The organism is Erwinia endophytica (assembly GCF_009295515.1).
Taxonomy (GTDB): Bacteria; Pseudomonadota; Gammaproteobacteria; order Enterobacterales; family Enterobacteriaceae; genus Erwinia; species Erwinia endophytica.
This window is the reverse complement of the sequence record NZ_RQVV01000033.1, coordinates 1-26,408: the sequence shown is the minus strand read 5'-3', so window position 1 is coordinate 26,408 and position 26,408 is coordinate 1. Positions and strand designations below refer to the sequence as shown.

Here is a 26,408-nt window from a genome sequence, read left to right as displayed (position 1 = left end):
TGACCGCCGGGCAGACGTGAAGACGCTGCTGGGCGACGGCGTGGAGCAGTGGGGGAAGAAGCTGCCTTACGATAACTGGAATTTCAGTTTTATATACCCGAAAAACCTGCCGGCACTGGTGACGATGGTGTATCTGGAGGACGGGGATGTCCGGGAAAGTATCTTCCGCCGGTTAGATCCTATGGACACCAGTGATCTGAGTGTTGGGCGCTGGCATGATTTGATGGGGGGATATGGCGGGTATTTTAACCGGGGCAAAGCACTGCCGGTACGAATGACGGTGTGCTGGGACTCGGTTATCGATAAAAAGGCGTATGAGACGGAGATCTGGTTCAGCAGGGAGACGTGGCAGCAGATGACTACGGCATATCCTGATCCCTACCATCCAGGTAAACCTTACTACCGGAACCGAATGGCTGTTGGTCTGGCTCCCGGCGGTACTGTACGGGTCTGGCTGGAGGATAACGGGAACCCATCCGTACTCCAGCATCCTGCGCGGCAGTTCACCCTGACGGGAGATGAAATGCTGATATGCAAAAACGTTCCCAACCAGATTGATTTCAGTTACATCGAGGCTAACGGTTACGATCCCTTTATCCGCGATTTTATCAAGGGAAAGTCCTATCCGTATGGTAACTGGTAGGGCGTAACGATCAGCAAAATCAAAAGGATCTTCTTGAGATCCTTTTTTTTTCGGGCGTAATCTCCGGTTCTGTAAACGAAAAAACCCACGTTCTCAGGCGTGGGTTCTTTCGAAGGTTAGAAGTTTCTCAGGCTTTCTAACCTGTGGTAACTGGCTTGGTGGAGCGCAGATACCAAAACTGTCCTTTCAGTGTAGCCGCAGTCAGGCCACCACTTCAAGAAGTCTCATATCTAAATCCACCTTTCGGGGTCTGAAGCCCAACCGTACGAAACTGTACGCCAAGTACATTTTTTAAGCAGATTTAGTGAGTAAAGAAAACGAGGGATTTGTTTACTTTTTCCGTTGGTGCCTGTCGGCATGCGGTTATCGGCACTGCCAATGTTAAGAAACTCGGTAATCAAATCAACGTAACCCTGTTCGACAGACCATAACTTTATAGATATAAAATCATATGGTTACGTTCTTAACGTACGTTTCCGTTCCATTGCGCTTCAAACCCCTATGTGGCGTCAGCCCTGTCCCGGTATCTTCAGGTAAAACAAATCGCCACAGGCTCAATCGTGCAGCCAATAGTGCTTTGCACATTATTGCTATTGGTCGATTACGTACAGATACGAAAACACAGGAATATGTAGCCAAACGGGTCGCAGAAGGTCACTCGAAAATGGAAGCGCTGCGTTGCCTGAAACGTTATATCTCACGCGAAGTCTATACGTTACTGCGTAATCAAAATCGCCTGATCAACAGTACTCAAATAACGACTTGACTCTTAGAAGGGCGTCCAGGGAAGCCACTATACCAGCAGAAAATTCAGGCAGTTACTGTGGCGGTATCGAATCAAACAAAGCATGAGTCGGCGGGGAAATTGCTGGGATAACAGTCCGATGGAACGATTTTTTCGCAGCCTGAAATCAGAATGGATACCGCAAAGTGGCTATGTTAATTTTAGCGATGCCAACAAAGCGATAACGAATTATATCATTGGCTATTACAGCCAACTCAGACCCCACCAATATAACGGTGGATTAACGCCCAATGAATCAGAAAGATTGTTTTGGGAAAGCTCTAAAGCCGTGGCCAATTTTTGTTGACCACTTCACTCAAACAAGTTCAAAGCTGAAATCCGAAAGTTTTATCGGTTTTGTCGCATTAATGACAGCAGGTCAGTAAAAATTGAATTGCCTGTTTTTCAGGGAGCCATCCGATAAAACTGTTCTGCCGGGGACATCCCGTCCCCGGCAGGGTGCTGATATTGCCCTTTGTGTATCATGTGAATCAGTTCAATACCGGCACAGAATGGTCTGTGCCCGACGGAACGACTTAAATCCAGCATCAAACGTATTCGTCGTTTGATATTACGGTGATCCTGCTCCACAAGATTGTTCAGATACTTACACTGCCTGACCTTAATGCGTTTATCGTCTTCCCTGCCGGCATTAAGCACAGCGAGGGCTGCAGTATTCGCCCCACTTTTATCGATGGTCACCCCCTCAGGTGCGCCGTGATGACGGATAACCTTACGAAAGAAGCGCAACGCCGCTGCCGCGTCACGCCCGGCGGTCAGCAGAAAGTCGATGGTATGACCTTCGGTATCGACCGCACGGTACAGATATTTCCACTTGCCCCTGATTCTGATGTAGGTTTCATCCATTCGCCACCGGTGGCCCACGGCACGTTTATGCCGGCGGAAGGCCTTATCCAGCAACGGTACCAGGCGGATAACCCAGCGGTGAAGCGTCGAATGATCAACAACCACGCCACGTTCTGCCATGATCTCTTCGAGATTACGCAGGCTCAGGGAATAAGCCAGATACCAGCGAACACACTGGGCAATGACATCAGCGGGATAATGCAGGCGTTTGAAGGCTTTTCAGATCAGGGACATGGGCAGGTAACATCACAAAAAAACAGCATATTACCTGATAAGTCGCTTAATGCGACAGAACCCCCCAGCGTCCCCTTTATGCCAAACCGTACATAAGAACCACACAGATATAACAATTACACCAACAATTAAGGGCGTTTTCTGACCAAAGGTGAACTTTTCAAAATTTGAGGGGTGGCATCGGAAAACCATCACAAACGTCACAATATTTAAAAAAACCAGTTATGTATATGATATATATAAATAAATTAGACATTAAAAAACCATCACGAAAGCATCACAGTGTGACGGTCTTAAAGCATCACATTTCTGTTTTATAACTCATTAAATTTACAGACTGTGACGGTTTCTGTTGCGTTTTGTGATGGTTTTACCGTCACAACATTTATTCAGCTAATTCATATGGATAAGTGGGGTTTCTGGAAGCTGTGACGGTTGTAGGGGCGCTGCTCCCTCATGTGACTGGCCCATTGTTCCGGGTCAATGTCTGGCGGAGCCCACGCCTCTATTTGTTCATGTGTGTAGTCGTGTGATGCAATGATATGTACTGACGATAAAAAGGTTCTGAATAACGCAATTTCATCCCCATTACTGAACCGTCTTATTTCCATAATCCCCTGTTACGTTTGGGATTCGGATAAATTTGGGGCCGGTTTGTCCCTTCTCCCGGCTCCGGTCCTGTTACTGAAGCTCGCTCTGCAAGGCGCTTTGCGCCTGGTTGAGTACCTGGGCATTGGCAGCTAGCCTGCTCATCAACGCATTGTACTGGCTGGCCTGTTGCTGGCTTGGAAACTGGATTGCCGGGCCATTAAATGTCACCTGCGTTCCCTGTTGTTGCAGGAAGTCTCCAGCCTGTACCGCATCCTGGCTCAATGTTTGTAGCACTGGCAGCAGTGGCTGCAGTGTGTTGGCGGGCTGCGTCACAACTTTGTTGTAGACGTTGTCGTAGATCGTTTTGAGATCTTCCGGCTGCTTCAGGGCGGCTTTACTGCTGTCAGCCTGTGTTTTCGCTGTCTGAATCTGTTGGGTCAGCACGCCCAGCGAACCGCTGGCCTGGCGCAGAGAATCACGGCGGGTCAGGTAATCCTGCGGGATTCGGATCGCCATCAGTTCATCCACCACCGGTTTCATGCCGGAATCCACGGCACGATTCACCTGCTGTGAGAAACCATAAATGATGGTGTAATCATTGACGTAATGACCGAATTTCTGTTTCTGATCTTCGCTAAGGCTTGGCAGATGTTCACCGCTGCGCATTACGGTGTTTTGCAGGAAATCGATAAAGGCTTTACGCTGATCGGCTTCTTTGTCGCCGCAACCGGTCAGTTGAAAGACCAGCAACAATGCGGCGAAGGGCACTAACAGTCGCGTCCAGACACGTGAGATTCCTGTCGTCATGGGAAGTAACTCCTGTAATAGAAGGGCTTGCAAGTAATAAGGGCGGTCAGTTCCGCGCCCTAAAGCATAGTCTAACTCGTGCGGTGAGGATACGGGAAAGCGTGGTTGCAGGGTGAAGAAATTTCACCCTGCGTCAGAGAACACTCAGAACACCAGCGCCTGCCCGTCTTTGCGGCTTTCGGTCGCGGCAATATAGAAGCCCTGTGGATCGCGGACAATTGCCTGCGCGCCGCCAAAGCTGTAGGTTTGCAGCGGATCTTCCACCACAATGTGATGGCCCATCGCCCGCAGTGCGGCAATAGTATGGCGCTGCATCGTGGGTTCAACGACCACTTCCCGACCTGCGACGACTCGCCAGCGAGGCGCATCAATGGCGGCCTGCGGATTTTGCTTATGCAGCATGATCCGCAACGCCATTTGCACATGCCCCTGTGCCTGCATCGGGCCGCCCATCACGCCGAACGACATCAGTGGCTGGCCTTCGCTGTCCAGCGCGAAGGCAGGAATGATGGTATGGAAGGTGCGCTTGTTCGCCGCCACGACATTAGGGTGATTTTCTTCCAGCACGAAACCCGCGCCGCGGTTTTGCAGGCTGATACCGGTCCCCGGCACCACCACGCCTGAACCAAATCCCATATAGTTCGACTGAATGAATGACACCATCATGCCGTTGGCGTCGGCGGTAGAGAGATAGACCGTGCCGCTTTGCTGTGGCGCGCCAAAGGTAAAATCGCCGGCTTGCGTCGGGTCAATCAACGCCGCTCGCGTCTGCAAGTAATCATCGCTGAGTAACCATTCGGCCGGGAATTCCATATGGTCTTCGTCGGCCACGTAACGTTCCAGATCGACCAGCGCCAGCTTCATCGCCTCAATCGACAGATGCAGCCATTGCGGCGAGTCAGGTTCATAACGGCCAATGTTCAGATGTTCGAGTATGCCCAGCGCCATCAGGGTGCCAATGCCCTGACCATTGGGTGGCAGTTCCTGTACCGAACCGCCCGCAAAGGGGCGGGAAAGCATTTGAACCCAGTCGGCGCGGTGATTTTTCAGATCATCGAGCGTCAAGGCGGCACCGTGTTGCTGCGCGAATGCCGCTATTTTTTCCGCCAGTTCGCCCTGATAGAACGCTTTGCCCCTGGTGGCGGCAATTTTCTCTAACGTGTCGGCCTGATCGGGATTGCGGAACAGTTCGCCGACTTTTGGCGGGCGACCTTGCGGTGCAAAGCAGGCGCTGAAACCGGGCTGATCGCGCAACCGGTCATAGCCGCGTTGCCAAAGATGGCCGATCAGCGGTGAAACAGGAAAACCGTTACGGGCGTAATCAATGGCTGGTTGTGCGAGGGTGGTTAAGGGTAGCGTAGCGAAACGTTCAGCCAGTTCAACCCAGGCGGAAACCGCGCCAGGAACGGTAACGGCATCCCAGCCGATTTCTGGCATAGCGGCAAGATGAGCAAACTTTTCACGGTGCCAGGCGGCAGGCGCACGGCCTGAAGCATTCAGCGCATGCAGCGCCTTGCCATCCCAGACAATCGCGAAGGCATCGCTACCCATACCGTTGCCGGTCGGCTCTACCACCGTCAACGCCATTGCAGTGGCGATCGCGGCATCAACTGCGTTCCCCCCCAGTTGCAGCATGCGGATCCCGGCTTGCGCCGCCAGCGGCTGCGAAGCCGCAACGGCGTTGCGACCCATCATCGGTACGCGATAGGAAGGGTAGCTTACGTTAAAATCACTGATTCCACTCATAGCGGTTCCTTAAGACATTATTCGTTGCGCGGATCGAGCGCGTCGCGCAGTCCGTCACCCAACAGGTTGAAGCCCTGCACGATAAGAAAAATAGCAAGACCGGGAAAAATGGACATCCAGGGCGCCTGCTCCAGAAAACCTTTGGCGCTATTCAGCATCGCCCCCCAGGATGGATTGGGGGGCTGCTGGCCGAGGCCAAGAAACGACAGGCTGGCCTCGGTAATAATGGCGGAAGCGATGGCCAGCGTAGCCTGTACCAGAATCGGCGACAGCACGTTGGGCAGGATATAGCGCAACACTATCCAGCGGTCAGGAAGGCCGATGGCCCGTGCGCCGTCGATATACTCCTCGTTACGGATGGCGATCACCTGGCCACGGGTCAGACGGGCGAAAATAGGCATCACCGACAGGCCAATCGCGATCATCGCGTTACTGAGGCTCGGGCCAAGAAAAGCGCCGAGCGCGATCGCCAGGATCAGGAAGGGACAGGCCAGCAGCGCTTCGATAACACGCGAAATCACGCCGTCCCAGAGACCCTGCCAGTAACCGGCGATCAGCCCAAGGGGCACGCCGATCAGCATCGCCATCAGCACCGAGAGACAACCGGTCAACAGTGAGGCTCTCGCTCCCCAAATCATGCGGGAGAGAATATCGCGGCCCAGCTCATCGGTTCCCAGCCAGTGCAGCGCTGAGGGGGCTTTGCGCACCGCAAGGAAATTTGCCTTGATCGGATCGAAAGGCGCCAGCCACGGGGCCAGCAGTGCCATCAGCACAAACACGGTGACGATCATCGCGCCGATCATCGCGCTTTTATTGCCGATAAACTGCTTCAGTACCCGATTGTTCGGTTTGCGTAGCACGGCGGCGTTACCGGAGGTCAGTACTTCACTCATCGTCAGCCTCGCATTTTCGGGTTAAGCAGTACGTAAAGTACGTCAGCGAGCAAGTTAAGTAGCAGGAAGCCAATGGCTACCACCAACACCACACCCTGTACCACCGCGTAATCCCGGTTGAAAACAGCATCAACAATCATCTTGCCGAAACCTGGCAGAGTGAACACCTGCTCGGTCAGTACCGCGCCGCCTAACAGTTCGCCAAATAACAGCGTCGTCAGGGTGATAACCGGTATCAGCGCGTTACGAAACGCATGTTTCAGGATAACCCGGGCAGGCAACAAGCCTTTTGCTCTTGCGGTACGGATATAGTCCGCTTTCAGCACGGCGATCATCGCGGCGCGCGTATGGCGCATGAGCGTGGCGGCTAAGCTGGTTCCCAGTACCAGCGCGGGCAACAATAGCGTTTTAAGATTCTGTGCAACGCTTTCGTTCAGCGAGGCGTACCCGGAAGCTGGCAGCCACTGCAAATGCACGGCAAACAACAGGATCAGCAGGATACCCAGCCAGAAGTGCGGTATCGAGATGCCGGAGAGTGCGACAAAGTTGGTGGTATGGTCGACCCAGCTGTTTTTACGTACCGCCGCCACTATCCCGGCGCTGATGCCGACCAGCAACGCCACCATCATGGCCAACAACGACAGCTCCAGCGTCACCGGTAATTTACTGGCAATCAGCGTCGTGACCGGTTGCTGGGTGCGAAGCGAGGCGCCTAAATCACCCTGTAGCGCATGGCCCAGCCAGTAAAAATATTGCGTCGGCAGCGGATCGTTGAGGTGGTACTGTTCCCTGAGTTGTGCGATCACTGCCGGATCGCGCTCTTCCCCCGCCATCGCCAGCACCGGATCGCCCGGCAGCAGTTTCTGCAGTGAGAACACCATGATGCTCACCAGCAGCAGTGTTGGGATCGCCAGCAGCAAACGTTTAGCTATCAGTTCCAGCATGGTTGCTCCTGAGCGTTACGGCGCCATTTTCAGACCAGCCAGGCGCACCAGCCCGTCCGGCCAGGCTTTAAAGCCTTGCAACTTTTTACTCATGCCAAAAATACGCGGTTCAAAGTAGAGATAGGCTATCGGCATATCGTGCTGCAATTGATTCACCACCTGGTTATACAGTGCCTGACGCGTCGCCTGGTCGTTCGTCTGACGGGCTTCGGTCAGCCATTTATCCACCTGCGGATTGCTGTAACGTCCGTCGTTCAGCGTGCCTTTACTGTCGATAAACGAGAAGATGCTGCCGTCAGGGTCGGGGCGTCCTGACCAGCCGGAGAGACTGAGCTGGAAGTCGCCGCGTTGCTGGCGATCGAGCAGGGAAGCAAATTCGCTCATTTGCAGTTTCACGTTGAAACCCGCTTCGCTGACCATTGACTGAATCACCTGGCCTACCTGTTGCGCCGTTGGGTTATTGGTGACCAGCAGGGTGACGTTGACGGGTGTTTTCACGCCGGCCGCCGCTAACAGGGCTTTGGCTTTCTCTATATCACGAGAAGGAACCGGCAGCGTGACGTGATAAGGGCTGACGGGCGAAAACGGTTGGTTGGCCGGGGTAAATAAGCCTTCAAAAACAACCTGATTCAGCGCATCACGATCGATAGCCAGTGAAAAGGCTTCCCGCACGCGGGCATCTTTCATCAACGGGTTGTTTGGGTCGGCCTTGTCATTGCCGATATTGAAGGTAATGCCCTGGTAACCCAGGCCGGTGACTTTCGCGAGGCGCAACTGGCTGTCGGCTTGCACGGTTTTTACGTCGCTGGGGAGAATGCCTTCGATCAGGTCGAGGTCACCAGAACGTAGGTTAGCCAACCGGACTGAAGCGTCCGGGATTGGCAGGAACACCACTTTATCGAAGTGGTAAGCACCTTTATTCCAGTAATTGTCGAAGCGTTTGAGCACGATACGATCCTGCTGCACGCGGCTTTCAAACTGATAAGGGCCAGAGCAGACCGGATGGGTAGCGAAATCGGGTTTTGCCGCCGCTTGCGGTGCCAGCATCGCACCCGCACGGTCAGTCAGTTGGCTGAGTAGCGCCGCATCGGCGTTTTTCAGGTGGAAAATGACCTGAAAAGGCGACGCGACCTCAACCGAGGCAACAGAGGAGAGTTCGCTTTTCCGCAGCGAGCCAGGCAGCGTCAGCGCCCGCTCAATATTGAACTTCACCGCATTGGCATCAAATTTTTCACCGTCCTGGAATGTGACGCCCTGGCGCAGATCCATGGTCAGCGTCTTGCCGTCGTCACTCCATTTCCAGTCGGTCGCCAGCCCGGGTACCACCTTGAGATTTTCATCCACCTCGACCAGGCGATCACACATGGCGGCAAACACAAAGCGGCCATAATAGGTACGCGCCAGGTGTGGATCGAGCAGATCCGGATCGGCGCCCAGACCAATGCGCAGCGTGCTTTCAGCATGTGCCGACACATTACCCAGCAGCATCAGGCCGCCCAGGGCGGCCAGTAATGAATGGCGTACTTTCATGGCGTTACTTCTCCAGAGAGGGTGATTGAGCGTTGTTTTACCGCCCGCTCGAACAGCGCGCGGCGTCGTAAAAAAGCGGCTGATGGTGGCGCAAGATCAATGACGCTGCGGTCGCGGTTAATTTCCTGCCAGCGATGGCAGGCAATCTGACGCCCCCCCGCTAAAACCTGATTGATGGGTTCCAGAAGACGGCATTCATCGCTGGCGTGTGGGCAACGGGTATGAAAGCGGCAACCACTGGGGGGAGACGCCGGGTTAGGCAAATCGCCCTGTAGCATCGGGATGTGACGCTTTACACCGGGTTGCAGTTGCGGGGCTGAGGCAATCAGCGCCTGTGTATAAGGATGCAGCGGCGTGTCAAAAATGTCGTCTACCGCCGCTATTTCCACAATTTGCCCCAGATACATCACCACCACGCGATCACTCATATGGCGGATCACCGCCAGGCCATGCGCCACAATGATCATCGTCAGGCCAAATTGCTGCTTCAGGCTTTCGAGCAGATTGACCACCTGCGCCTGTACCGACACATCCAGCGCGGAAACCGGCTCGTCGCCAAGCAGCAACTTGGGGCCAGACGCCAGCGCGCGGGCGATGCCGATTCGCTGGCGCTGACCGCCGGAAAATTCATGCGGGTAGCGATTCGCCCAGGCCGCAGGCAGGCCAACTGTGTGCAGCAGGTCGGCAACTTTTTCCTGCCGTTGGCGGGCGGAAAGGGAGCTGTGCAGCCAGAGGGGTTCCCCCACGATCGCAGCCACATTCATGCGTGGATTGAGCGAGGCAAAGGGATCCTGAAAAATAATCTGTAACTCACGACGCAACTGATTCAGACGCGCGCCGCTGGCCTGGGTGATCGCTTCACCCTGATAAAAAATCTCACCCTGCGATGGCGTCAGTAAACGCAGTAACAGACGACCCAGCGTGGATTTGCCAGAGCCGGACTCGCCGACAATGGCCAGCGTTTCACCCGGCATCACCTGCAGCGAAATACGATCAACGGCGGTCACCAGGGGATTCCGTTTAAACAGGCGTGTCGGGCCGGCAAAGGTTTTGCTCAGGTCGATGCATTCAAGGATCGGCGTGCTCATGCAGATTCTCCCAACGTGACGTGTTGTTCCAGCGGCGCCCGGAAGCAGGCCACCTGATGATCCGGCCCAAAAGCCTGCAGGCCGGGTTTGTGCTGATGGCAACGTGTTTCTGCAAAGGGGCAGCGAGTGGCGAAGCGGCAGCCTGTGGGCATTTTTTCCGCCAGCGGTACGGTGCCGGGAATGGTAGCCAGAGCGGCGGAACGTGCGCTCAGGCTGGGAATTGCCCCCATCAGGCCGATGGTGTAGGGATGCTGAGGATCGTTAAAAATCGCCGTCACATCGCCCGTTTCAACCACCTGCCCGGCATACATCACCGCCACGCGCTGCGCGACCTCGGCCACGACGCCCAAATCATGCGTGATCAGCAGGACGGCCGTGCCGGTTTCTGTTTTTAGCGTGTTAAGCAAGTCGAGGATTTGCGCCTGGATGGTGACGTCCAGCGCGGTGGTCGGTTCGTCGGCAATCAGCAGTTTGGGATGATTAATCAATGCCATGGCAATCATCACTCGCTGGCGCATACCGCCAGAAAGCTGGTGGGGATAAGCCTTCAGGCGCATTTCAGCCGCCGGGATCTGCACTTTTTCGAGGATTGCCAGCGCGACCTGCATGGCGTCGCGGCGACTGATATCACGGTGACGCAGTACCGCTTCACTCAACTGATCGCCAAGGGTGAAAGCGGGGTTGAGAGAGGTCATCGGTTCCTGGAAAATCATCGCCAGGTGATTACCGCGCAGCGAGGCATACTGACGCGCGCTTAATGTCCGTAGATCGTGGCTGAGGAAGGTCATCTCGCCTTGCCGTATTTCAGCACTGGCAGGCAGTAAGCCCATGAGGGCGAGAGAGGTAATGCTTTTGCCGCAGCCGGATTCACCCACCAGCGCCAGGGTTTCGCCTGCCGATACCGCCAGTGAAATATCGTCCAGCACACTGACGGGCGATCCTTTGAAACGGACATTTAGCTGATGCAGAGACAGCACGGGTGGGGCAGAGGTCGGATTCATTGTGATGCTTCCTCGCCATAGCGGATGGCTTCAATGAGGGCCTGCTGAAGGGTCAGCAAATGTTCACGCATGGCGGCGGCGGCTTCCAGCGACTGACGTGCTGAAATGTGGCGTACCAGACGTTGGTGATGATGGTCATAGTTATCCAGACGTGCCGGCGTCCGGGCCAGAATCCGCAAGTGTTGCCAGCTCGGTTCGCGCCGAATGGCATCGATGGCGTCAAACAAGCCCAGCATCAGGCGGTTACCGGCGGCTTCAGCAATAGCACGGTGGAAGGCGCTGTCCCACAATTCATGTTGATCGTCATCGCCGGGTGTGATGCCTTGCATCCTTTCAAGCAGACGTTTGATCAGCGCGATTTGTTCATTACTGGCCCTGAGCGCAGCGAGACGTGCCAGCCCCGGTTCCAGCTGTATACGCGCTTCCATTACCTCCAGCAGGTTTGACTGCTGCGGTAAATCCTGTAATACCAGTGGCTGAACGGGCGCGGCCGGGCCGACAAAGGTGCCTTTACCCTGCTTACGCCAGATGCGGCCTTCTTCTTCCAGCACGTCCAGCGCCCGACGGATTTCACGGCGGCCCACACCATACTGCTCGCACAGCTCGCGTTCAGTCGGCAGGGGGTGATCGGGCCGTGACTCCTGCAGTTGGATCAGCTGGCGAAGTTTATCCAGAGCAGAGCTGGAGTTAATGGTGTTTTTGGGGGTATCAGCCATGATGGTTTCGTTTCTTTTATTATCAGATAAACCTTCTGACGCCACGGGTCTGCCGGGGAGAAAGCGCTTTGCTTTACAGCAGGCAAGAAGCGAACCAATTTTTGATTGGTTCAGTAAATGATGGGCAGAATGTGACTAACAGGCTGAATTTATAAATGAATAAAATTTCTCCGCCGTCGCATGAGCAGGAAATCGTTTGCGGGGGCGATGCATCATGTCAGTGCTTTGTTGCAACTTTTCGGGGCAATCTGTCAGGCAGTTGGGGGCGTTGAGCTTCTTAATGCAAATTAAAACAGTCAGTTAAAAACCTGGCATCCATCTTGCCTCTGTTAACTGACATGCAGGAGCGATAGCGGGTTACCGGTGTCGCCACACAATTTGCCAATGGGTCACTAGGGTTCCGGTCGCAAGACGCTGGTCCGAGAGTGACCGACCGCCCTCTGGCGGTTACACGGCGGGATAAAAGCCCGGGAGGATAGCGCGATGTACTCGCTGCCTCCTGCTTTTTCTCACTCCGCACCGTCAGAGGAATTACCATGATCAAAGCCTGCACGCGTCTGCTTCTTCTCTGTTCCCTCGCGCTGTTCAGCGTTAATGCCCTTGCCGCTAAACCCACTTTCAAGATTTGCTGGTCTGTTTATGCCGGATGGATGCCCTGGGATTATGCTCAACAGAATGGCATCGTCAAAAAATGGGCGGATAAATACGGCATTAATATCCAGTTTGTGCAGGTGAATGACTATATCGAATCAGTGAATCAGTACACTTCCGGCGGTTTTGACGGCTGTACGATGACCAATATGGATGCGCTGACCATCCCGGCCAGCGGCGGTGTGGACAGCACGGCATTGATCGTCGGCGACTACTCGAATGGCAACGACGGCATTCTGGTGAAAGGCGCTGATAGTGTGGCTTCGCTAAAAGGCAAATCGATAAACCTGGTAGAACTGTCGGTTTCCCATTATCTGCTGGCTCGCGCGCTGGATAAATCCGGCATGAGCGAGAAAGATGTCAAGGTGGTCAACACCTCGGATGCCGATCTGGTGGCGGCTTTCAGTACCCCGGATGTTCACGCTATCGTGACCTGGAATCCGTTGCTGGCAGAAGCGAAGAAACAGCCTGACAGCCATCTGGTTTTCCCCTCTGCCCAGATACCGGGCGAGATCCTCGACTTGCTGGTGGTCAACACCGACACGCTGAAGAAGTATCCTGAACTGGGTAAAGCCCTGACCGGCGCCTGGTATGAAACCTTGAAAACCATGTCCGGAAATTCTCCTGAAGCAAAAAAAGCCCGTACGCAAATGGGTGCGGCCTCTGGCACCGATCTGGCGGGTTTCGACCAGCAACTGGCGGCCACGCACCTGTTCAGCGATGCAAAATTAACCCTCGATTTTATCGATACGCCGCAAATCAAAACCACCATGCAGCAGGTTGCCGAATTCTGCTTTAAACATGGTTTGCTGGGCGACGCCGCGACAGGGCCGGATGTGGTCGGGGTGGAAACGCCAGCGGGTAACTGGGGTAATGCCGCTAACATCAAACTTCGCTTCACTGACCAGTTCACCAAACTGGCCGCCGCTAACCAGCTGTAAACCGGGGGCGCCTGATGCGCAAGATGATCAATTACCAGCCCATGCCGGTAGCCCGTTTCATGATGGGATTTCTGCCGCTGATGGCATTGCTGCTGGTGTATCTGGTGGCCTCTGATGCGCGATTGAGCCTGAATGCCGCCGATAAATTGCTGCCTGGTTTTAACGCGATGGGGGCCGCGATGTACCGCATGGCGTTCACCCCCAGTCCGCGTACTGGCGACTATCTGTTGTGGGTGGACACCGGTGCCAGTCTGCTCCGGCTGGGGATGGGGGTGGCGATCGGCGCGATGCTGGCGCTGATCTTTGGTCTGTTCTGCGGTGCGCTGCCGGTGGTCCGTGCGGTTATCTCGCCGCTGATCACCTTATTTGCGTTGGTACCGCCGTTGGCAGTATTGCCAATCCTGTTTATCTGCTTTGGCCTGGGGGAAGCGTCGAAAGTGGTGCTGATTGTTATCGGCACCACGCCGATGATTGCCCGTGACCTGATGTTGCAGGTACAGACCATTCCGCGTGAGCAACTGGTGAAGGCACAGACCCTGGGGGGGCACAGTGCGCAGATCCTCTGGCGGGTTATCCTGCCGCAGTTGATGCCGCGCCTGTTTGATGCGGTGCGTCTGTCGCTCAGCTCCGCCTGGCTGTTTTTGATTGCGGCGGAAGCGATTGCCGCCACCGAAGGGCTGGGTTACCGGATTTTCCTGATGCGTCGCTACCTGGCGATGGAGGTCATTCTGCCTTACGTGGCGTGGATAACACTGCTGGCTTTTACGCTTGACTGGCTGTTGCGGGTAATCAGTCGCCGCTGCTGGCCGTGGTATTACGCGAAATAAGGGCGAAGCGCATGGCGATTATTGAACTGAAAAATCTTGCAAAACACTACGATCAACAGGTGGTGCTGGAGCGGCTTAATGTCAGCGTGGAAGAGGGCGAATTTGTCTCGATCGTTGGCGCGTCGGGCTGCGGCAAAACCACCTTTCTGAATATGTTGTTGGGGACCGAAACGCCCAGTAAAGGGGAACTGCTGCTGGATGGCAAACCGATCCCGCAGGAACCGGATGCCCATCGCGGCGTGGTCTTTCAGCGTTATTCCGTCTTTCCACATTTGACCGTACTGGGCAACGTCATGTTGACAGATGAGTTCAGTGAAGCTCGCTGGCTGGGGCGAGTATGGGGCAAAAAACGCCGGGAAATCCGTGAGCGCGCGTTGGCGATGCTGAGCCAGGTTGGGTTGGTCCAGGCGCAGGAAAAATATCCACACCAACTTTCAGGCGGGATGCAGCAACGGCTGGCGTTGGCGCAGGCCTTGATGAAGCGACCGCGCATTTTGCTGCTCGACGAGCCTTTTGGCGCGCTGGACCCGGGTATTCGCGGCGAGATGCATGAACTGATCAGCGACCTGTGGCAAACCCATCGTCTGACCATTTTTATGATAACTCATGACCTGAAGGAGGGCTTTACGCTCGGCTCCCGGCTGTGGGTTTTCGATAAGCTGCGTCACGATCCGCATCAGCCGGATGCCTGGGGCGCCAGTATCACTTACGACATTCCACTTGAGCGTTCCCGGCCTGATGCCTCGCCGCAGCAGCCGATCGCCCAGGTGGCATAAGGAGAACATGATGAGTACGACTTACCAAACCATCCTGCCAGCAGGTTCCCACTGGTCATTGCGGATGCGTCGCGGCAGTGCGCTGCGACTGACCGATCTGGATGGCGGCATTAATGCGGCTATGTTGATGTACAACCCGGAGAATTTACTGGAACGCTACAACGCGCCGGACACACTGAAATGTCAGCATACCTTTCGTCTGACCCAGGGACATTGTCTCTATTCTGATATGGGGCGCATTTTCTGCGGTATTGAACAGGACAGTTTTGGCTGGCACGAAAGCGTCTGTGGTAGCAGCAATGCGCAGCAGGTGGCTGCGCAATATGGCGCAAGGGATTACCAGCAGGCACGTAATGACTGGCATCAGAATGGCTATGACAGTTTCCTGGTCGAACTGGCGAAATACGGCCTGGGCAAGCGCGATATGGCCGCCTGTGTCAACTTCTTCGCCCAGGTCACCGCCAGCGATGACGGTGAACTCCAACTGCGACAGCAGGGCAAAAAAGGCGCGGAAGTGATGTTGCGTTTTGCGATGGACACACTGGTCATTCTGCAGACCTGCCCGCATCCGCTTTCTACCGCGACCGGGTACCCACAGCAGCGACTGGGCATCCAGCTTGATGGTAGTCCGGCACCGCTGCCGCCGGTCTGTCTTGAGCGCGAAGAAAACCAACGCGGCCTGCGTAACAACCATCTTTACTACTTAACCGACCAGCCTTAAGGAGCCCGTGATGATCAAAGTGAGCCCCAATGACGTGGCGCAGGCTCGCCACCGTGAAACCATTGCCGCAGGTGATTACTGGCTGTATCGCGTGGCGTCCGGGCAGACGTTGCGTATTACCGATCTGCAGGGCAATCAGGCCGCCGATACGTTGTTTTTTAATGCGGATGATACGGCTGAGCGTTACAGCGTCAGCGAGACATTGCGCGGCCAGAAGAATGTTTTCCTGACTGCAGGCAGCGTACTGCTATCCAATGATGATCGGCCCATGCTCACGTTGACCGCCGATACCTGTGGCCGTCACGATACGCTGGGCGGCGCTTGCGCCACGGAGAGCAATACTGTGCGCTATGACCTTGAAAAGCGTCATATGCATGCCTGCCGTGACAGTTGGATGCTGGCCGTTGCTGAGCATCCGGAGTTTGGCCTGACCCGTCGTGATATCACCCATAACATCAACTTTTTTATGAATGTACCGGTGACGGCAGAAGGCGGACTGACCTTTGCCGATGGGATCTCCGCACCCGGAAAGTATGTCGAAATGGTGGCGCATATGAATGTGCTGGTGCTGATTTCCAACTGTCCCCAGTTGAACAATCCCTGCAATGGCTATCAACCAACGCCGATAGAAGTCGCCATCTGGTAAGTCGCGGGTACGGCGGGACGACCCGCAACGACCGTACTCTGATGCCGCAGGACGACCTGCCTGAATTGAGAGTTGAACCATGCTGACGCGTGTATTAATAGCTAACCGTGGCGCGATTGCCGTGCGTATCATCCGCACCCTGAAGACTATGGGCGTGCAGGCGATCGTGGTCTATGCCGAAGCGGATCGTCATTCCCTGCATGTGCGCCTTGCCGATCAGGCCTGGTCGTTAGGTGAGGGAAATGTGCGGGATACCTACCTTAATCAGGACAAATTGCTGCAAATAGCCACACAATCGGGGGCTGAGGCGGTTCATCCTGGTTACGGATTTCTCAGTGAAAATGCCGATTTTGTTTCCCGCTGTGAGCAAGCGGGTCTGGTCTTTCTTGGTCCGACGGTTGAACAGATGGCCGCTTTTGGCCTGAAACATCGCGCCCGTGAACTGGCGCGACAAAATGCGGTGCCGCTACTGCCCGGGAGCGGGCTGCTGACCTCGCTGGATGAAGCGAAAACCGCAGCGGAGAACATCGGCTATCCGGTGATGCTGAAGAGTACTGCCGGCGGCGGCGGGATCGGGATGCAGCGTTGTGATTCCCCATCGCAGTTGCATGAGGCATTTAACCGGGTTAAGCGCCTTGCGGGCCACAATTTTGCCGACGATGGCGTTTTTTTGGAGAAATTTATCGCTCGCGCCCGTCATATTGAAGTGCAGGTTTTTGGCGATGGTAAAGGTGGCGTGTTGGCGCTGGGGGAACGGGATTGTTCGGCTCAACGGCGTAATCAAAAGGTTATCGAGGAAACGCCCGCACCAGGATTAAGCGATGAAGTCCGTGCCGCCTTGCAGGCGACCGCGGTTCGGCTGTGTGAAGCGGTCAGCTACCGCAGCGCGGGTACGGTTGAATACGTTTATGACGATCAGTCCGGGCAGTTTTTCTTTCTTGAAGTGAACACCCGCTTGCAGGTTGAGCATGGCGTCACGGAGCTGGTGTATGGCGTGGATATCGTGCGCTGGATGGTACAACTGGCGAGCGGTGAACTGCTTCCTCTGGCGACGCTGAAAACCTCTCCTGGTGGACATGCTATCCAGGTGCGCCTGTATGCGGAAGATCCGGCCCGGCAATTCCAGCCTGGAGCCGGGTTACTCAGCCACGTACAGTTTCCCGACGCGGTCAGTCAGGGGCAACTGCGCATTGATAGCTGGCTGGATAGCGGTGGTGTTGAGGTTTCAGCGTATTACGATCCGCTGTTGGCAAAAGTGATAGTGCATGCTGACGCCCGTTCACAGGCACTGGCTGCTCTGGCTGAAGCGCTGGAAGGGTGCCAGTTGTATGGTATTGAAACCAATCTGAGCTGGCTGCGGCATCTGTTGACGCTGGCGGAAGTCCGTGAGGGGAAGGTGATCACCGCCACCCTCGGCAGCGTTCCGTGGTCTCCGGCCACGCTGGATATTCTCAACGGCGGAACGTTGACGACTGTGCAGGATGTGCCGGGTAGAACGGGTTACTGGCATGTGGGCGTGCCGCCTTCCGGCCCGTTTGACAGCCGCTCGTTCTGTCATGGCAACCGCTTGTTGGGCAACGCAGAAGACGCCGCCGGGTTGGAAATGACCTTGCGTGGCCCGACGGTGCGTTTTAATCATGACTGCGCCTTTGTGCTCACTGGTGCGGCTATCCGTGCCAGTCTGGATGATCAGGCGCTGAGTCACGGTGAAGTGATCAACGCGCGGGCTGGACAGGTACTGACGCTGGGCGAGGTACAGGGCGCGGGGTGCCGTAGTTACCTGTTGCTGGCGGGCGGTATCGACTGTCCGCTTTATCTGGGGAGCCGCAGTACTTTCACTCTGGGTAAGTTTGGCGGTCATGCGGGGCGGCAGTTGCGTACCGGCGATGTGCTGCATCTGTCCCAGCCTGAGCACCGTCCACTGGCGAGGTTGCCCGCCGGATTGCGACCCGCATGGCGAAACGAATGGCAACTGCGGGTGATTTACGGCCCGCATGGCGCACCAGACTTTTTCACCGAGGCGGATATCAACACCTTCTTCGACGCCAGCTGGCAGGTGCATTACAACTCCAGCCGTACCGGTGTGCGCCTGATCGGCCCGAAACCAGAATGGGCGCGCAGTGATGGCGGCGAGGCGGGCATGCATCCGTCGAATATTCACGATAACGCCTATGCTTTTGGTTCCGTCGATTTTACCGGGGATATGCCGGTGATCCTGGGGCCGGATGGCCCTTCGCTGGGGGGATTTGTTTGTCCGGCGACGGTAATTACCGCTGATTTATGGCAATTGGGTCAGTTGAAGGCGGGAGACCGTGTGCGCTTCGTACCGGTTTCGCTGGACGAAGCAGACCGTCTGGCGGCCCGGCAATGTCAGATCGCGCGGGATCTGCTGCCGCTGTCGGAAAAAACCGTCGATCTTTGCCGTACCGATCCGGTGTTGATCGCCCGTCCCGCCACTGATTGTCAGCCCTCTCTCACCATCCGGGCGGCAGGTGATCGTTTTCTGTTGCTTGAATATGGTGACGCGCAACTGGATATTGCGTTACGTTTTCGTGTTCATGCGTTGATGCAGTGGCTGGAAGCACATCCCCAGACTGGCAGGCTGGAGTTGACGCCGGGGATCCGCTCGCTACAGGTCCATTTCAACAGTCTTATCTTGCCGAGGCAGACGCTGCTCGACACCTTGCTGCAGGCTGATCATGCGCTGGGGTCGCTGGAGCATGCCACCGTTCCTTCGCGTACGGTCTGGTTGCCGCTGAGCTGGGACGATGAAGCCTGCCAGCAGGCCGTGACGCGCTATATGCAATCGGTGCGGCCTGATGCGCCCTGGTGTCCTGGAAATATTGAGTTTATTCGCCGCATTAACGGGTTGTCTTCGGTAGAGGAGGTCAAAGATATTGTATTCAGCGCCCGTTATTTAGTGATGGGGCTGGGTGATGTGTATCTTGGGGCGCCCGTTGCCACGCCGCTGGATCCGCGACACCGCCTGGTGACCACCAAATACAACCCGGCAAGAACCTGGACGGCGGAAAACTCGGTGGGGATTGGCGGCGCGTATCTGTGCGTCTACGGTATGGAAGGGCCGGGCGGCTATCAGTTTGTTGGCCGGACGTTGCAGATGTGGAACCGGGATCGGCAGACGGATGCCTTCCGGCAGCCGTGGTTGCTCCGATTTTTCGATCAGATCCGCTTCTATCCGGTCAGTGCGGAGGAACTGTTGGCAATCCGTGAACGCTTTCCGTGGGGCGATTATCCGTTGCGTTGTGAAGAGGGCGAATTCAGCCTGGCGGCTTATCAGCAGCAACTGGCTGACGATCATCAGCAGATTGCGGCATTTCAGCAGCGTCGACAGCAAGCCTTCGATGAGGAACTGGCTCGCTGGTGTCGCGACGGACAATTAACTTTCGACAGCAGTCTGGTGGAGGAAGAGACTGAAAACGAATCAATCCCGGAGGGGTGTTACGGCGTGGAAAGCCAGGTTGCCGGCAGCGTCTGGGAGTGGCGGGTAAAGCCGGGAGACCGGGTGAGGGCGGGTGAAACGCTGGGCATTCTTGAATCGATGAAGATGGAGATCCCGATTGTGGCGACGGTGAATGGCACCATCCTCACCGTGCAACGTGCGGCGGGCCAGCAGGTGCAAGCCGGGCAATTATTACTGGTAATGGCGGTAGCGGAAAACTGAAAATAAAGACTAAAAAATAGTCAAATAATATGCCGCAAATCGTCGCGTTGATCCCATGAGTGAATCGTCATATAAGAGCAACCTGCCATCCGGCGGGTTTGGCGATAAACGTCGTCTGAATGGCCGCGAGGATAATGAACAGTAACGGTAGCCAAAGAAAAACCTCAAATGCCGGAATATCACCAGAAAGTTCTATCGATTGAAGGCATTACACCCCACACCTGAATAATGTGCAGAAAAGCCAACGGGCGGATTGTCATCCGCCCGTTGAATCAACCCCGCACGGTGGGGAAGCGTTTTCTCTTTACTGTAGCAGGGAAATATCCGCGACCTGCAGGAACAACTCACGCAGCTTCGCCAACAGCGTCAGGCGATTGATGCGCACCTCGCGCTCTTCCGCGTTGACCATCACCTTTTCAAAGAAGTTATCCACTGCGGTACGCAGTTGCGCCAGCTCGATCAGCGCATCCTGATAGCGGCCTTCGGCAAAGTAAGGGGCCAGTTTGCTACTCAGCGCCGATACATAAGTCGCCAGTTGGATCTCTTCGTTTTCTTTCAGCAGTGAAGCCTGAACGTTGTCGTTCAGCGGTTCGCTGGATTTCGCCAGAATGTTGGAGACGCGTTTGTTAGCCGCCGCCAACGTAGCAGATGCTTCCAGCGTGCGGAAGTGAGAAACCGCCTTCATCCGCGCGTTGAAATCAGCCGGACGGGTAGGGCGGCGAGCCAGCACCGCCTGGATGGTGTCCACACTGTGGCCTTCTTCCTGATACCAGGCGCGGAAACGGCCCAACATAAAGTCGATAACCTCATCGACCACCCGGGCGTTGCTCAGCTTGTTACCGTACAGGCGCACCGCTTCTTCGGTCAGCGTTTGCAGATCGAGCGGCAGGTTTTTCTCCACGATAATACGCAGCACACCCAGCGCGGCGCGACGCAGGGCAAAGGGGTCTTTATCGCCTTTGGGATGCTGGCCAATACCGAAGATCCCTGCAAGGGTATCCATCTTGTCAGCAATCGCCAGCGCGCAGGCCACTGGGTTAGAAGGCAGATCGTCACCAGCGAAACGCGGCTGATACTGCTCGTTCAGCGCCACAGCGACGTCTTCTGCCTCGCCGTCGTAACGCGCATAGTGCATCCCCATGACGCCCTGAGTATCGGTGAACTCAAACACCATGTTGGTCATCAGGTCGCACTTGGACAACAGACCGGCGCGGGTCGCGTGGTTGACGTCGGCTCCCGTCTGCCCGGCAATCCAGCCCGCCAGCGCCTGAATACGATCCGTTTTGTCACGCAGCGTACCCAGTTCTTTCTGGAACAGCACGGTTTCCAGGCGGGGCAGATTATCTTCCAGACGTTTTTTACGGTCAGTATTGAAGAAGAATTCCGCGTCGGCCAGGCGTGGACGCACCACTTTTTCGTTACCGGCAATAATTTGTTGCGGGTCTTTCGACGCGATATTACTCACGAAGATAAAGTTTGGCAGCAGCTTGCCTGCGGTGTCATAAACCGGGAAGTACTTTTGATCGCCTTTCATGGTGTACACCAGAGCTTCGGCGGGTACTGCAAGGAACTTCTCTTCAAACGTTGCGGTCAGTACTACCGGCCACTCTACCAGCGACGTGACTTCTTCCAGCAGGCTGTCGTTCAGATCGGCAACACCGCCAATCTTACGTGCGGCGGCTTCGGCATCGGCTTTGATCTGGGCTTTACGTGCTGCGTAATCAGCCTGCACCTTGCCGCGTTCCAGCAGGATCTGTGGGTATTGGTCGGCATGGTTGAGGGTGAATTCTGGCTCACCCATAAAGCGATGACCGCGGATAGTGCGCCCGGAAGCGACACCCAGAATAGTGGCAGAAAGGCTCTCGTCACCCAACAGCAAGGTCACGGTATGTACCGGACGGACAAACTGCACCTCGGAATCGCCCCAGCGCATCAGTTTAGGTATAGGCAGTTTTGCCAGTGACGCGCTGACCATTGCCGGTAACAGCGACTGGGCGCTTTCACCCTTCATATGGGCGCGATACAGCAGCCATTCGCCTTTGTCGGTACGCAGACGCTCGGCTTGATCGACGGTGATACCACAGCCGCGAGCCCAGCCTTCAGCGGCTTTAGTGGCCACGCCATTGGCATCAAACGCCGCGGCGATAGCCGGGCCACGTTTTTCCACTTCACGATCGGGCTGTGCGGCGCTCAGGTTAGCGACTTTCAATGCCAGACGGCGTGGTGTGGCGAACCAACTCACCTCGCCATGCGCGAGGCCTGCGGCGTCGAGCTCAGCGGTAAAGTTAACGGCAAACGATTCGGCAAGGTTACGCAGTGCCTTCGGCGGCAGCTCTTCGGTGCCGATTTCCACCAGAAAAGTTTTCTCAGTCATGGCGGCCTCTTATTTCTTGTTATTGCACATCGGGAAGCCCAGCGCCTCACGAGACGCATAGTAGGCTTCAGCCACGGCTTTAGTCAGGGTGCGAATGCGCAGGATATAGCGCTGACGCTCGGTTACGGAGATCGCTTTACGGGCGTCCAGCAGGTTAAAAGTATGGCCTGCTTTCAGGATGCGCTCATAGGCTGGCAGCGGCAGAGGTTTTTCCAGCGCCAGCAGCTTTTGGGCTTCTTTTTCATATTGCTCGAAGCAACTGAATAGGAAATCAACATCCGCGTATTCGAAGTTGTAAGTGGACTGTTCAACTTCATTCTGATGGAACACGTCACCGTAGGTGGTTTTCCCCAGCGGCCCATCGCTCCACACCAAATCATAAACGCTGTCCACGCCCTGGATATACATCGCCAGACGCTCCAGGCCGTAGGTGACTTCGCCGGTAACCGGTTTGCACTCCAGTCCGCCAACTTGCTGGAAATAGGTGAACTGTGTCACTTCCATGCCATTTAACCAGACTTCCCAGCCCAGCCCCCAGGCACCCAGCGTTGGGTTTTCCCAGTTATCTTCCACGAAGCGGATATCGTGAATGGTTGGATCCATACCTAACGCTTTCAGCGACCCCAGATAGAGTTCCTGAATATTGTCCGGTGATGGTTTGATGATCACCTGGAACTGATAATAGTGCTGCAGACGGTTGGGGTTTTCGCCGTAGCGGCCATCAGTCGGGCGACGCGAAGGTTGCACGTAGGCGGCGGCGATGGGTTCCGGCCCCAGTGCGCGCAGGCAGGTCATCGGGTGAGAAGTTCCTGCACCGACTTCCATATCTAATGGTTGCACGATGGTGCAGCCCTGTCTGGCCCAATAATCCTGTAAGGTCAGGATGAGTCCCTGAAATGTCTTGGTATCAAACTTTTGCATGTTGAATTCGCACGCGAGACGGTTTTAAAAAGTGGGCGTCAGTATACCCTTTGACCGTCAGATAGTCAGCCTGCAATATACCGGCAATCATCATATCGGTGGAGGTCATCACACTGACATCCGGGCCAATATAACGCTGTGTGAAGGTCTTTCCCGCCAGCTTCAGTGTTTCCGCAGGACCGGTGATATCCAGCGTCATCACGCCGGGCAACGTTAAAAACCACACCGGGGTTGTCATAGTATGCCAGCTCCTGTAGGCACTCCCCGACGTTACGGATGGCGGCGAATCGATTGATCAGTATGCTCCCGGTCCGGTGATGCAGGTCGCTGGTGCCCAGAGTTATACACTGATGGCATATTGGGAAGGTCGGGGTGGCTTCGGTCACAAATGTCACCCGATAACCGAGATCTGAGGCGACTCTCGCTGTTGTTTCACCGCACTGTTCGGTACCCATGCCGCTGATAATCATATGGTCTGTTTGTTGTTCACGTAGCCACGCATCAAGCCCGGAATCAGTCAGTGCGTTATGCACGCGCTTTTGCACCTTTTTAACCGCCTTATGGGTCAGAAAAGACAACCGCTTAACCAGATCTGATGCCAGTGAAAAGGGGCCTGTCTCTTCTCGTCAGTGAAGGTCTTACCGTCGTTGGATGGCCGCTTTTTACAGTATGAAAGGGATAAATTAGACAGACTGATTTTTCGGGTGAATAGCAAGAATACTATTTTTGACTACTGGCTTCTGCGATTTGACTCTGTTTGGTTTACTTAATGTTTAGCATCGCTAATTGTATAATACGCACCATAAAGGGGGATGATGACAAGAGTAGATGTACTCTATTTAGCCAGGTAAATTTACTATTGTTTTTGTTCTGTATGTTACGAAAGATTGGTATTTTTATGAAAATTGTATATTTTCATAAAAATATTGTTTTATAAGACTATTTTTATAATCCACCCTCCTTGTTTGTCGCATTTCTGTCAGGGAATTTCGCCTGAATTCAGATGTTATGGCACTGATGTTATCATTAATCATCTATAAATCGAATCACTACTCAGAATCTGACAGTATAAAAATCTAAAAAAAGCCATAAAAAAAAATATTAAATTGATGTAATTTTTCATGAAAATAAACTTATTATAAATATGTATGTTAAATAAATGTTAAAATAACATTTGTCATGATTGATTATTAGTATTTTATACTGTGTTTAGTTGACATATTGGTGTCATATTTTGATTTGTTGAGAAAAGTCTTATTTGCTTTTTATTTTTAAGGTCAATATATAATATGCAGTTCAGAAAACACTGCATCACGGTTTTCTGACTCTAAGGAAGAGAGGGGAAGTACATTTGGACAAAGTTATTGCGGGTTACTATATCGGTCAGCATGTTCAGTTTGACGTAACCCATCGTCGTTTATCCTGCCTCGATCCCAAGAATCGCTCCTTAATCAAAGAGTATAGAATGCGGGATACAATGATGCGGTTGTTCTTATTTTTATTACAGAATGCCAACGGTAAAGTTGTTCTGAAAAAGGATATTCTCTATCACGTTTGGGATTCACATGGATTGAAATCATCTCATCAACGGCTATGGCAGGTGATGCAGTCGTTGCAGTTTCGTTTGTTATCACTCCATGTCCCTGGTGACTTTATCCTTACAAAGCAAACCATTGAAGGAAAAGGGATCTTGCTTAATGGAGAGATAATAAAACCATATTATTTTCATATTAATAATCTTACCTGATAGTTTCCTCTTTAATACTGCCTTTACGTTAGCGTAGTTAAACTTTTATCACTTCTATTTAAGAAAAGATCTGAGTCTGTCGATTATTACGGTTGACAATGGTTTGTTCGTGTAATGGAGGATCATTAATTGATTTAAAGGAAATGTTATTCCATTAACTGCACCTGTGGTGCAGAGCTATTTTTTTTGCAGTTAAATCACATGTTGTTTATCCCCAAATTTATTGGTGAAAAAATGAATTTTCAATTAATTATTAGGGACATCCAGGGGCATGTGCTTACTAAGCATGCTCTGAATTCCACTCAATCACAATCTCTGCAGGCACCACAGCAGGCTGCTTCCTTTGAAGTTCACGGCATTGACGGACAACCTCCGAAAAAGATTCATGTTACAAAATCTAACGGTAAGCTGTCTCTGCATTTGGTCGATGATATTACTGGCGAACAGTATGATATCGTAGTGGAGAATTATCCACTGACTGAAGAGCCTGTAATCCTGGCCTCAGGTCCAGATGGCGTTGCGTATGCTTACGAGTACGACGCCGCTGCTGATATTTATCAACTCACTTCAACGCCAGTAGCACTGAGTACAGCGGAAGAAGGTGTTAATGCCTATGCCGTTGCTGGCGGAGTGCTGGCTGCAGCAGCCGCTATCGCTATTGGTGTCAATGCGGGTAGTAACCATAAAAGTCATCGCTCCTCTAATTCCAACGCGAGTTCGGCTGATGCTGACCAGACTGACAGCAATACCGGAACTGACGCCGCTACGAATACTGGCACGGATACAAGTACAGGCAGTAGCACCGATGCAGGAACTGACACGGATACCGGAACAGATACTGACAACGGTACCGACACGGGTACTGACACCACCACCACTACGCCGGCGCTGACCGATGACGCAGGCAACGTGATTGCCGATGGCAGCACCACCAGCGACAGCACCCCGACCCTGAGCGGCGACGGTATGGAGCCGGGCTCAACCGTGACCATCAGCGACGGCGACACCGTGCTCGGTGAAGTGACGGTGGATGACGACGGCAGCTGGAGCTTCACGCCGGATGAACCGCTGGCGGACGGCGATCACACCCTGGTGATTGACGGCACCGATGCGGACGGCAACGCGGTGGATGACACGGTGAACATCGTGGTCGACACTGACGGCAGCACTGACAGCGGAACAGATACTGACAACGGTACTGACACCGACACGGGTACGGATACCGGAACAGATACTGACACCGGTACGGACACCACCACCATTACGCCGGCGCTGACC

General features: G+C 54.3%; 21 protein-coding genes, 4 pseudogenes and 1 riboswitch. Of the genes and pseudogenes, 11 read left to right on the top strand and 14 right to left on the bottom strand.

The window, feature by feature from the left end:
- From EH228_RS10910 to EH228_RS10900, 3 genes and pseudogenes are all read left to right on the top strand, one after another.
- A partial coding sequence (locus EH228_RS10910) for a DUF2931 family protein (protein ID WP_152321692.1) occupies positions 1-643 on the top strand: 643 nt, incomplete at its 5' end.
- Between the two features lie 490 nt (positions 644-1,133).
- Positions 1,134-1,409 (top strand): annotated as a pseudogene (locus tag EH228_RS10905) (transposase); the annotation flags it as partial.
- A 16-nt stretch (positions 1,410-1,425) separates the two neighbouring features.
- A pseudogene (locus EH228_RS10900) lies at positions 1,426-1,734 on the top strand (integrase core domain-containing protein); the annotation flags it as partial.
- Positions 1,735-1,832: 98 nt separating this feature from the next.
- Here the strand turns inward: EH228_RS10900 and EH228_RS10895 are convergent.
- The 9 genes from EH228_RS10895 to EH228_RS10850 all read right to left on the bottom strand — a co-directional run bounded on the left by EH228_RS10895 (position 1,833) and on the right by EH228_RS10850 (position 11,844).
- Positions 1,833-2,498, bottom strand: a complete 666-nt coding sequence (locus tag EH228_RS10895; protein WP_240116277.1) for an IS6 family transposase — start codon at positions 2,496-2,498, stop codon at positions 1,833-1,835.
- Between the two features lie 711 nt (positions 2,499-3,209).
- On the bottom strand, positions 3,210-3,926 hold the full coding sequence (locus tag EH228_RS10885) for a DUF3053 domain-containing protein (protein ID WP_152321691.1): 717 nt from the start codon (positions 3,924-3,926) through the stop codon (positions 3,210-3,212).
- A 144-nt stretch (positions 3,927-4,070) separates the two neighbouring features.
- Positions 4,071-5,672, bottom strand: coding sequence for a gamma-glutamyltransferase family protein (locus EH228_RS10880; protein ID WP_152321690.1), 1,602 nt, complete (start codon positions 5,670-5,672; stop codon positions 4,071-4,073).
- 17 nt (positions 5,673-5,689) lie between these two features.
- On the bottom strand, positions 5,690-6,565 hold the full coding sequence (locus EH228_RS10875; protein WP_152321689.1) for an ABC transporter permease: 876 nt from the start codon (positions 6,563-6,565) through the stop codon (positions 5,690-5,692).
- A gap of 2 nt (positions 6,566-6,567) precedes the next feature.
- Complete coding sequence (locus EH228_RS10870) at positions 6,568-7,509, bottom strand: ABC transporter permease (protein WP_152321688.1); 942 nt, start codon at positions 7,507-7,509, stop codon at positions 6,568-6,570.
- Positions 7,510-7,524: 15 nt separating this feature from the next.
- Positions 7,525-9,039 (bottom strand): ABC transporter substrate-binding protein, encoded by a 1,515-nt coding sequence (locus EH228_RS10865; RefSeq protein ID WP_193323320.1) that lies wholly within the window; start codon positions 9,037-9,039, stop codon positions 7,525-7,527.
- A complete protein-coding gene (locus EH228_RS10860; protein ID WP_152321687.1) occupies positions 9,036-10,127 on the bottom strand; it encodes an ABC transporter ATP-binding protein in 1,092 nt (363 codons plus the stop codon). Before EH228_RS10860 ends, EH228_RS10865 begins: the two co-directional genes overlap by 4 nt.
- Positions 10,124-11,128 (bottom strand): ABC transporter ATP-binding protein, encoded by a 1,005-nt coding sequence (locus tag EH228_RS10855; protein WP_152321686.1) that lies wholly within the window; start codon positions 11,126-11,128, stop codon positions 10,124-10,126. The genes EH228_RS10860 and EH228_RS10855 overlap by 4 nt, the downstream gene beginning before the upstream one ends.
- Positions 11,125-11,844 (bottom strand): FadR/GntR family transcriptional regulator, encoded by a 720-nt coding sequence (locus EH228_RS10850; protein ID WP_152321685.1) that lies wholly within the window; start codon positions 11,842-11,844, stop codon positions 11,125-11,127. The genes EH228_RS10855 and EH228_RS10850 overlap by 4 nt, the downstream gene beginning before the upstream one ends.
- A 381-nt stretch (positions 11,845-12,225) precedes the next feature.
- A riboswitch (guanidine-I (ykkC/yxkD leader) is annotated at positions 12,226-12,320 on the top strand.
- A gap of 60 nt (positions 12,321-12,380) precedes the next feature.
- On the opposite strand from EH228_RS10850, the gene EH228_RS10845 reads away from it, so the two are divergent.
- From EH228_RS10845 to uca, 6 genes are all read left to right on the top strand, one after another.
- On the top strand, positions 12,381-13,436 hold the full coding sequence (locus EH228_RS10845; RefSeq protein ID WP_152321684.1) for a putative urea ABC transporter substrate-binding protein: 1,056 nt from the start codon (positions 12,381-12,383) through the stop codon (positions 13,434-13,436).
- A gap of 14 nt (positions 13,437-13,450) precedes the next feature.
- Entirely contained in the window at positions 13,451-14,263 is an 813-nt protein-coding gene (locus EH228_RS10840) for an ABC transporter permease (protein ID WP_152321683.1), read from the top strand.
- An 11-nt stretch (positions 14,264-14,274) separates the two neighbouring features.
- Positions 14,275-15,039, top strand: coding sequence for an ABC transporter ATP-binding protein (locus tag EH228_RS10835; protein WP_152321682.1), 765 nt, complete (start codon positions 14,275-14,277; stop codon positions 15,037-15,039).
- A gap of 10 nt (positions 15,040-15,049) precedes the next feature.
- On the top strand, positions 15,050-15,760 hold the full coding sequence (locus EH228_RS10830; protein WP_152321681.1) for an urea amidolyase associated protein UAAP1: 711 nt from the start codon (positions 15,050-15,052) through the stop codon (positions 15,758-15,760).
- Between the two features lie 10 nt (positions 15,761-15,770).
- A complete protein-coding gene (locus EH228_RS10825; protein ID WP_152321680.1) occupies positions 15,771-16,406 on the top strand; it encodes an urea amidolyase associated protein UAAP2 in 636 nt (211 codons plus the stop codon).
- Positions 16,407-16,485: 79 nt separating this feature from the next.
- On the top strand, positions 16,486-20,088 hold the full coding sequence (uca, locus tag EH228_RS10820; RefSeq protein ID WP_152321679.1) for an urea carboxylase: 3,603 nt from the start codon (positions 16,486-16,488) through the stop codon (positions 20,086-20,088).
- 20 nt (positions 20,089-20,108) lie between these two features.
- Here the strand turns inward: uca and EH228_RS20845 are convergent, their stop codons facing one another.
- The 5 genes and pseudogenes from EH228_RS20845 to EH228_RS20840 form a co-directional block, all read right to left on the bottom strand.
- Positions 20,109-20,243, bottom strand: coding sequence for an IS1 family transposase (locus EH228_RS20845; protein WP_152321678.1), 135 nt, complete (start codon positions 20,241-20,243; stop codon positions 20,109-20,111).
- A 149-nt stretch (positions 20,244-20,392) separates the two neighbouring features.
- Positions 20,393-22,462 (bottom strand): glycine--tRNA ligase subunit beta, encoded by a 2,070-nt coding sequence (gene glyS, locus EH228_RS10810; protein WP_152321677.1) that lies wholly within the window; start codon positions 22,460-22,462, stop codon positions 20,393-20,395.
- Positions 22,463-22,471: 9 nt separating this feature from the next.
- Entirely contained in the window at positions 22,472-23,383 is a 912-nt protein-coding gene (gene glyQ / locus EH228_RS10805; protein WP_152321676.1) for a glycine--tRNA ligase subunit alpha, read from the bottom strand.
- 76 nt (positions 23,384-23,459) lie between these two features.
- Positions 23,460-23,621, bottom strand: a pseudogene (locus EH228_RS10800) (GlxA family transcriptional regulator); the annotation flags it as partial.
- A gap of 184 nt (positions 23,622-23,805) precedes the next feature.
- A pseudogene (locus tag EH228_RS20840) lies at positions 23,806-23,916 on the bottom strand (isochorismatase); the annotation flags it as partial.
- A gap of 818 nt (positions 23,917-24,734) precedes the next feature.
- Between EH228_RS20840 and EH228_RS10790 the strand changes: the two are divergent.
- Complete coding sequence (locus tag EH228_RS10790; RefSeq protein WP_152321675.1) at positions 24,735-25,130, top strand: winged helix-turn-helix domain-containing protein; 396 nt, start codon at positions 24,735-24,737, stop codon at positions 25,128-25,130.
- A 273-nt stretch (positions 25,131-25,403) separates the two neighbouring features.
- Positions 25,404-26,408: Ig-like domain-containing protein (locus EH228_RS10785; protein ID WP_204902658.1), on the top strand; the 1,005-nt coding region annotated here is incomplete at its 3' end.

Excerpts from the sequence above, each read along its gene's own strand:
- EH228_RS10860 (WP_152321687.1), bottom strand. The coding sequence starts at position 10,127 with ATGAGCACGCCGATCCTTGAATGCATCGACCTGAGCAAAACCTTTGCC.
- EH228_RS10850 (WP_152321685.1), bottom strand. The coding sequence starts at position 11,844 with ATGGCTGATACCCCCAAAAACACCATTAACTCCAGCTCTGCTCTGGAT.
- EH228_RS10825 (WP_152321680.1), top strand. The coding sequence starts at position 15,771 with ATGATCAAAGTGAGCCCCAATGACGTGGCGCAGGCTCGCCACCGTGAA.
- EH228_RS10870 (WP_152321688.1), bottom strand. The coding sequence starts at position 7,509 with ATGCTGGAACTGATAGCTAAACGTTTGCTGCTGGCGATCCCAACACTG.
- glyS (WP_152321677.1), bottom strand. The coding sequence starts at position 22,462 with ATGACTGAGAAAACTTTTCTGGTGGAAATCGGCACCGAAGAGCTGCCG.
- EH228_RS10885 (WP_152321691.1), bottom strand. The coding sequence starts at position 3,926 with ATGACGACAGGAATCTCACGTGTCTGGACGCGACTGTTAGTGCCCTTC.
- EH228_RS10875 (WP_152321689.1), bottom strand. The coding sequence starts at position 6,565 with ATGAGTGAAGTACTGACCTCCGGTAACGCCGCCGTGCTACGCAAACCG.
- uca (WP_152321679.1), top strand. The coding sequence starts at position 16,486 with ATGCTGACGCGTGTATTAATAGCTAACCGTGGCGCGATTGCCGTGCGT.
- EH228_RS10830 (WP_152321681.1), top strand. The coding sequence starts at position 15,050 with ATGAGTACGACTTACCAAACCATCCTGCCAGCAGGTTCCCACTGGTCA.
- EH228_RS10880 (WP_152321690.1), bottom strand. The coding sequence starts at position 5,672 with ATGAGTGGAATCAGTGATTTTAACGTAAGCTACCCTTCCTATCGCGTA.
- glyQ (WP_152321676.1), bottom strand. The coding sequence starts at position 23,383 with ATGCAAAAGTTTGATACCAAGACATTTCAGGGACTCATCCTGACCTTA.
- EH228_RS10865 (WP_193323320.1), bottom strand. The coding sequence starts at position 9,039 with ATGAAAGTACGCCATTCATTACTGGCCGCCCTGGGCGGCCTGATGCTG.
- EH228_RS10835 (WP_152321682.1), top strand. The coding sequence starts at position 14,275 with ATGGCGATTATTGAACTGAAAAATCTTGCAAAACACTACGATCAACAG.
- EH228_RS10840 (WP_152321683.1), top strand. The coding sequence starts at position 13,451 with ATGCGCAAGATGATCAATTACCAGCCCATGCCGGTAGCCCGTTTCATG.
- EH228_RS10845 (WP_152321684.1), top strand. The coding sequence starts at position 12,381 with ATGATCAAAGCCTGCACGCGTCTGCTTCTTCTCTGTTCCCTCGCGCTG.
- EH228_RS10855 (WP_152321686.1), bottom strand. The coding sequence starts at position 11,128 with ATGAATCCGACCTCTGCCCCACCCGTGCTGTCTCTGCATCAGCTAAAT.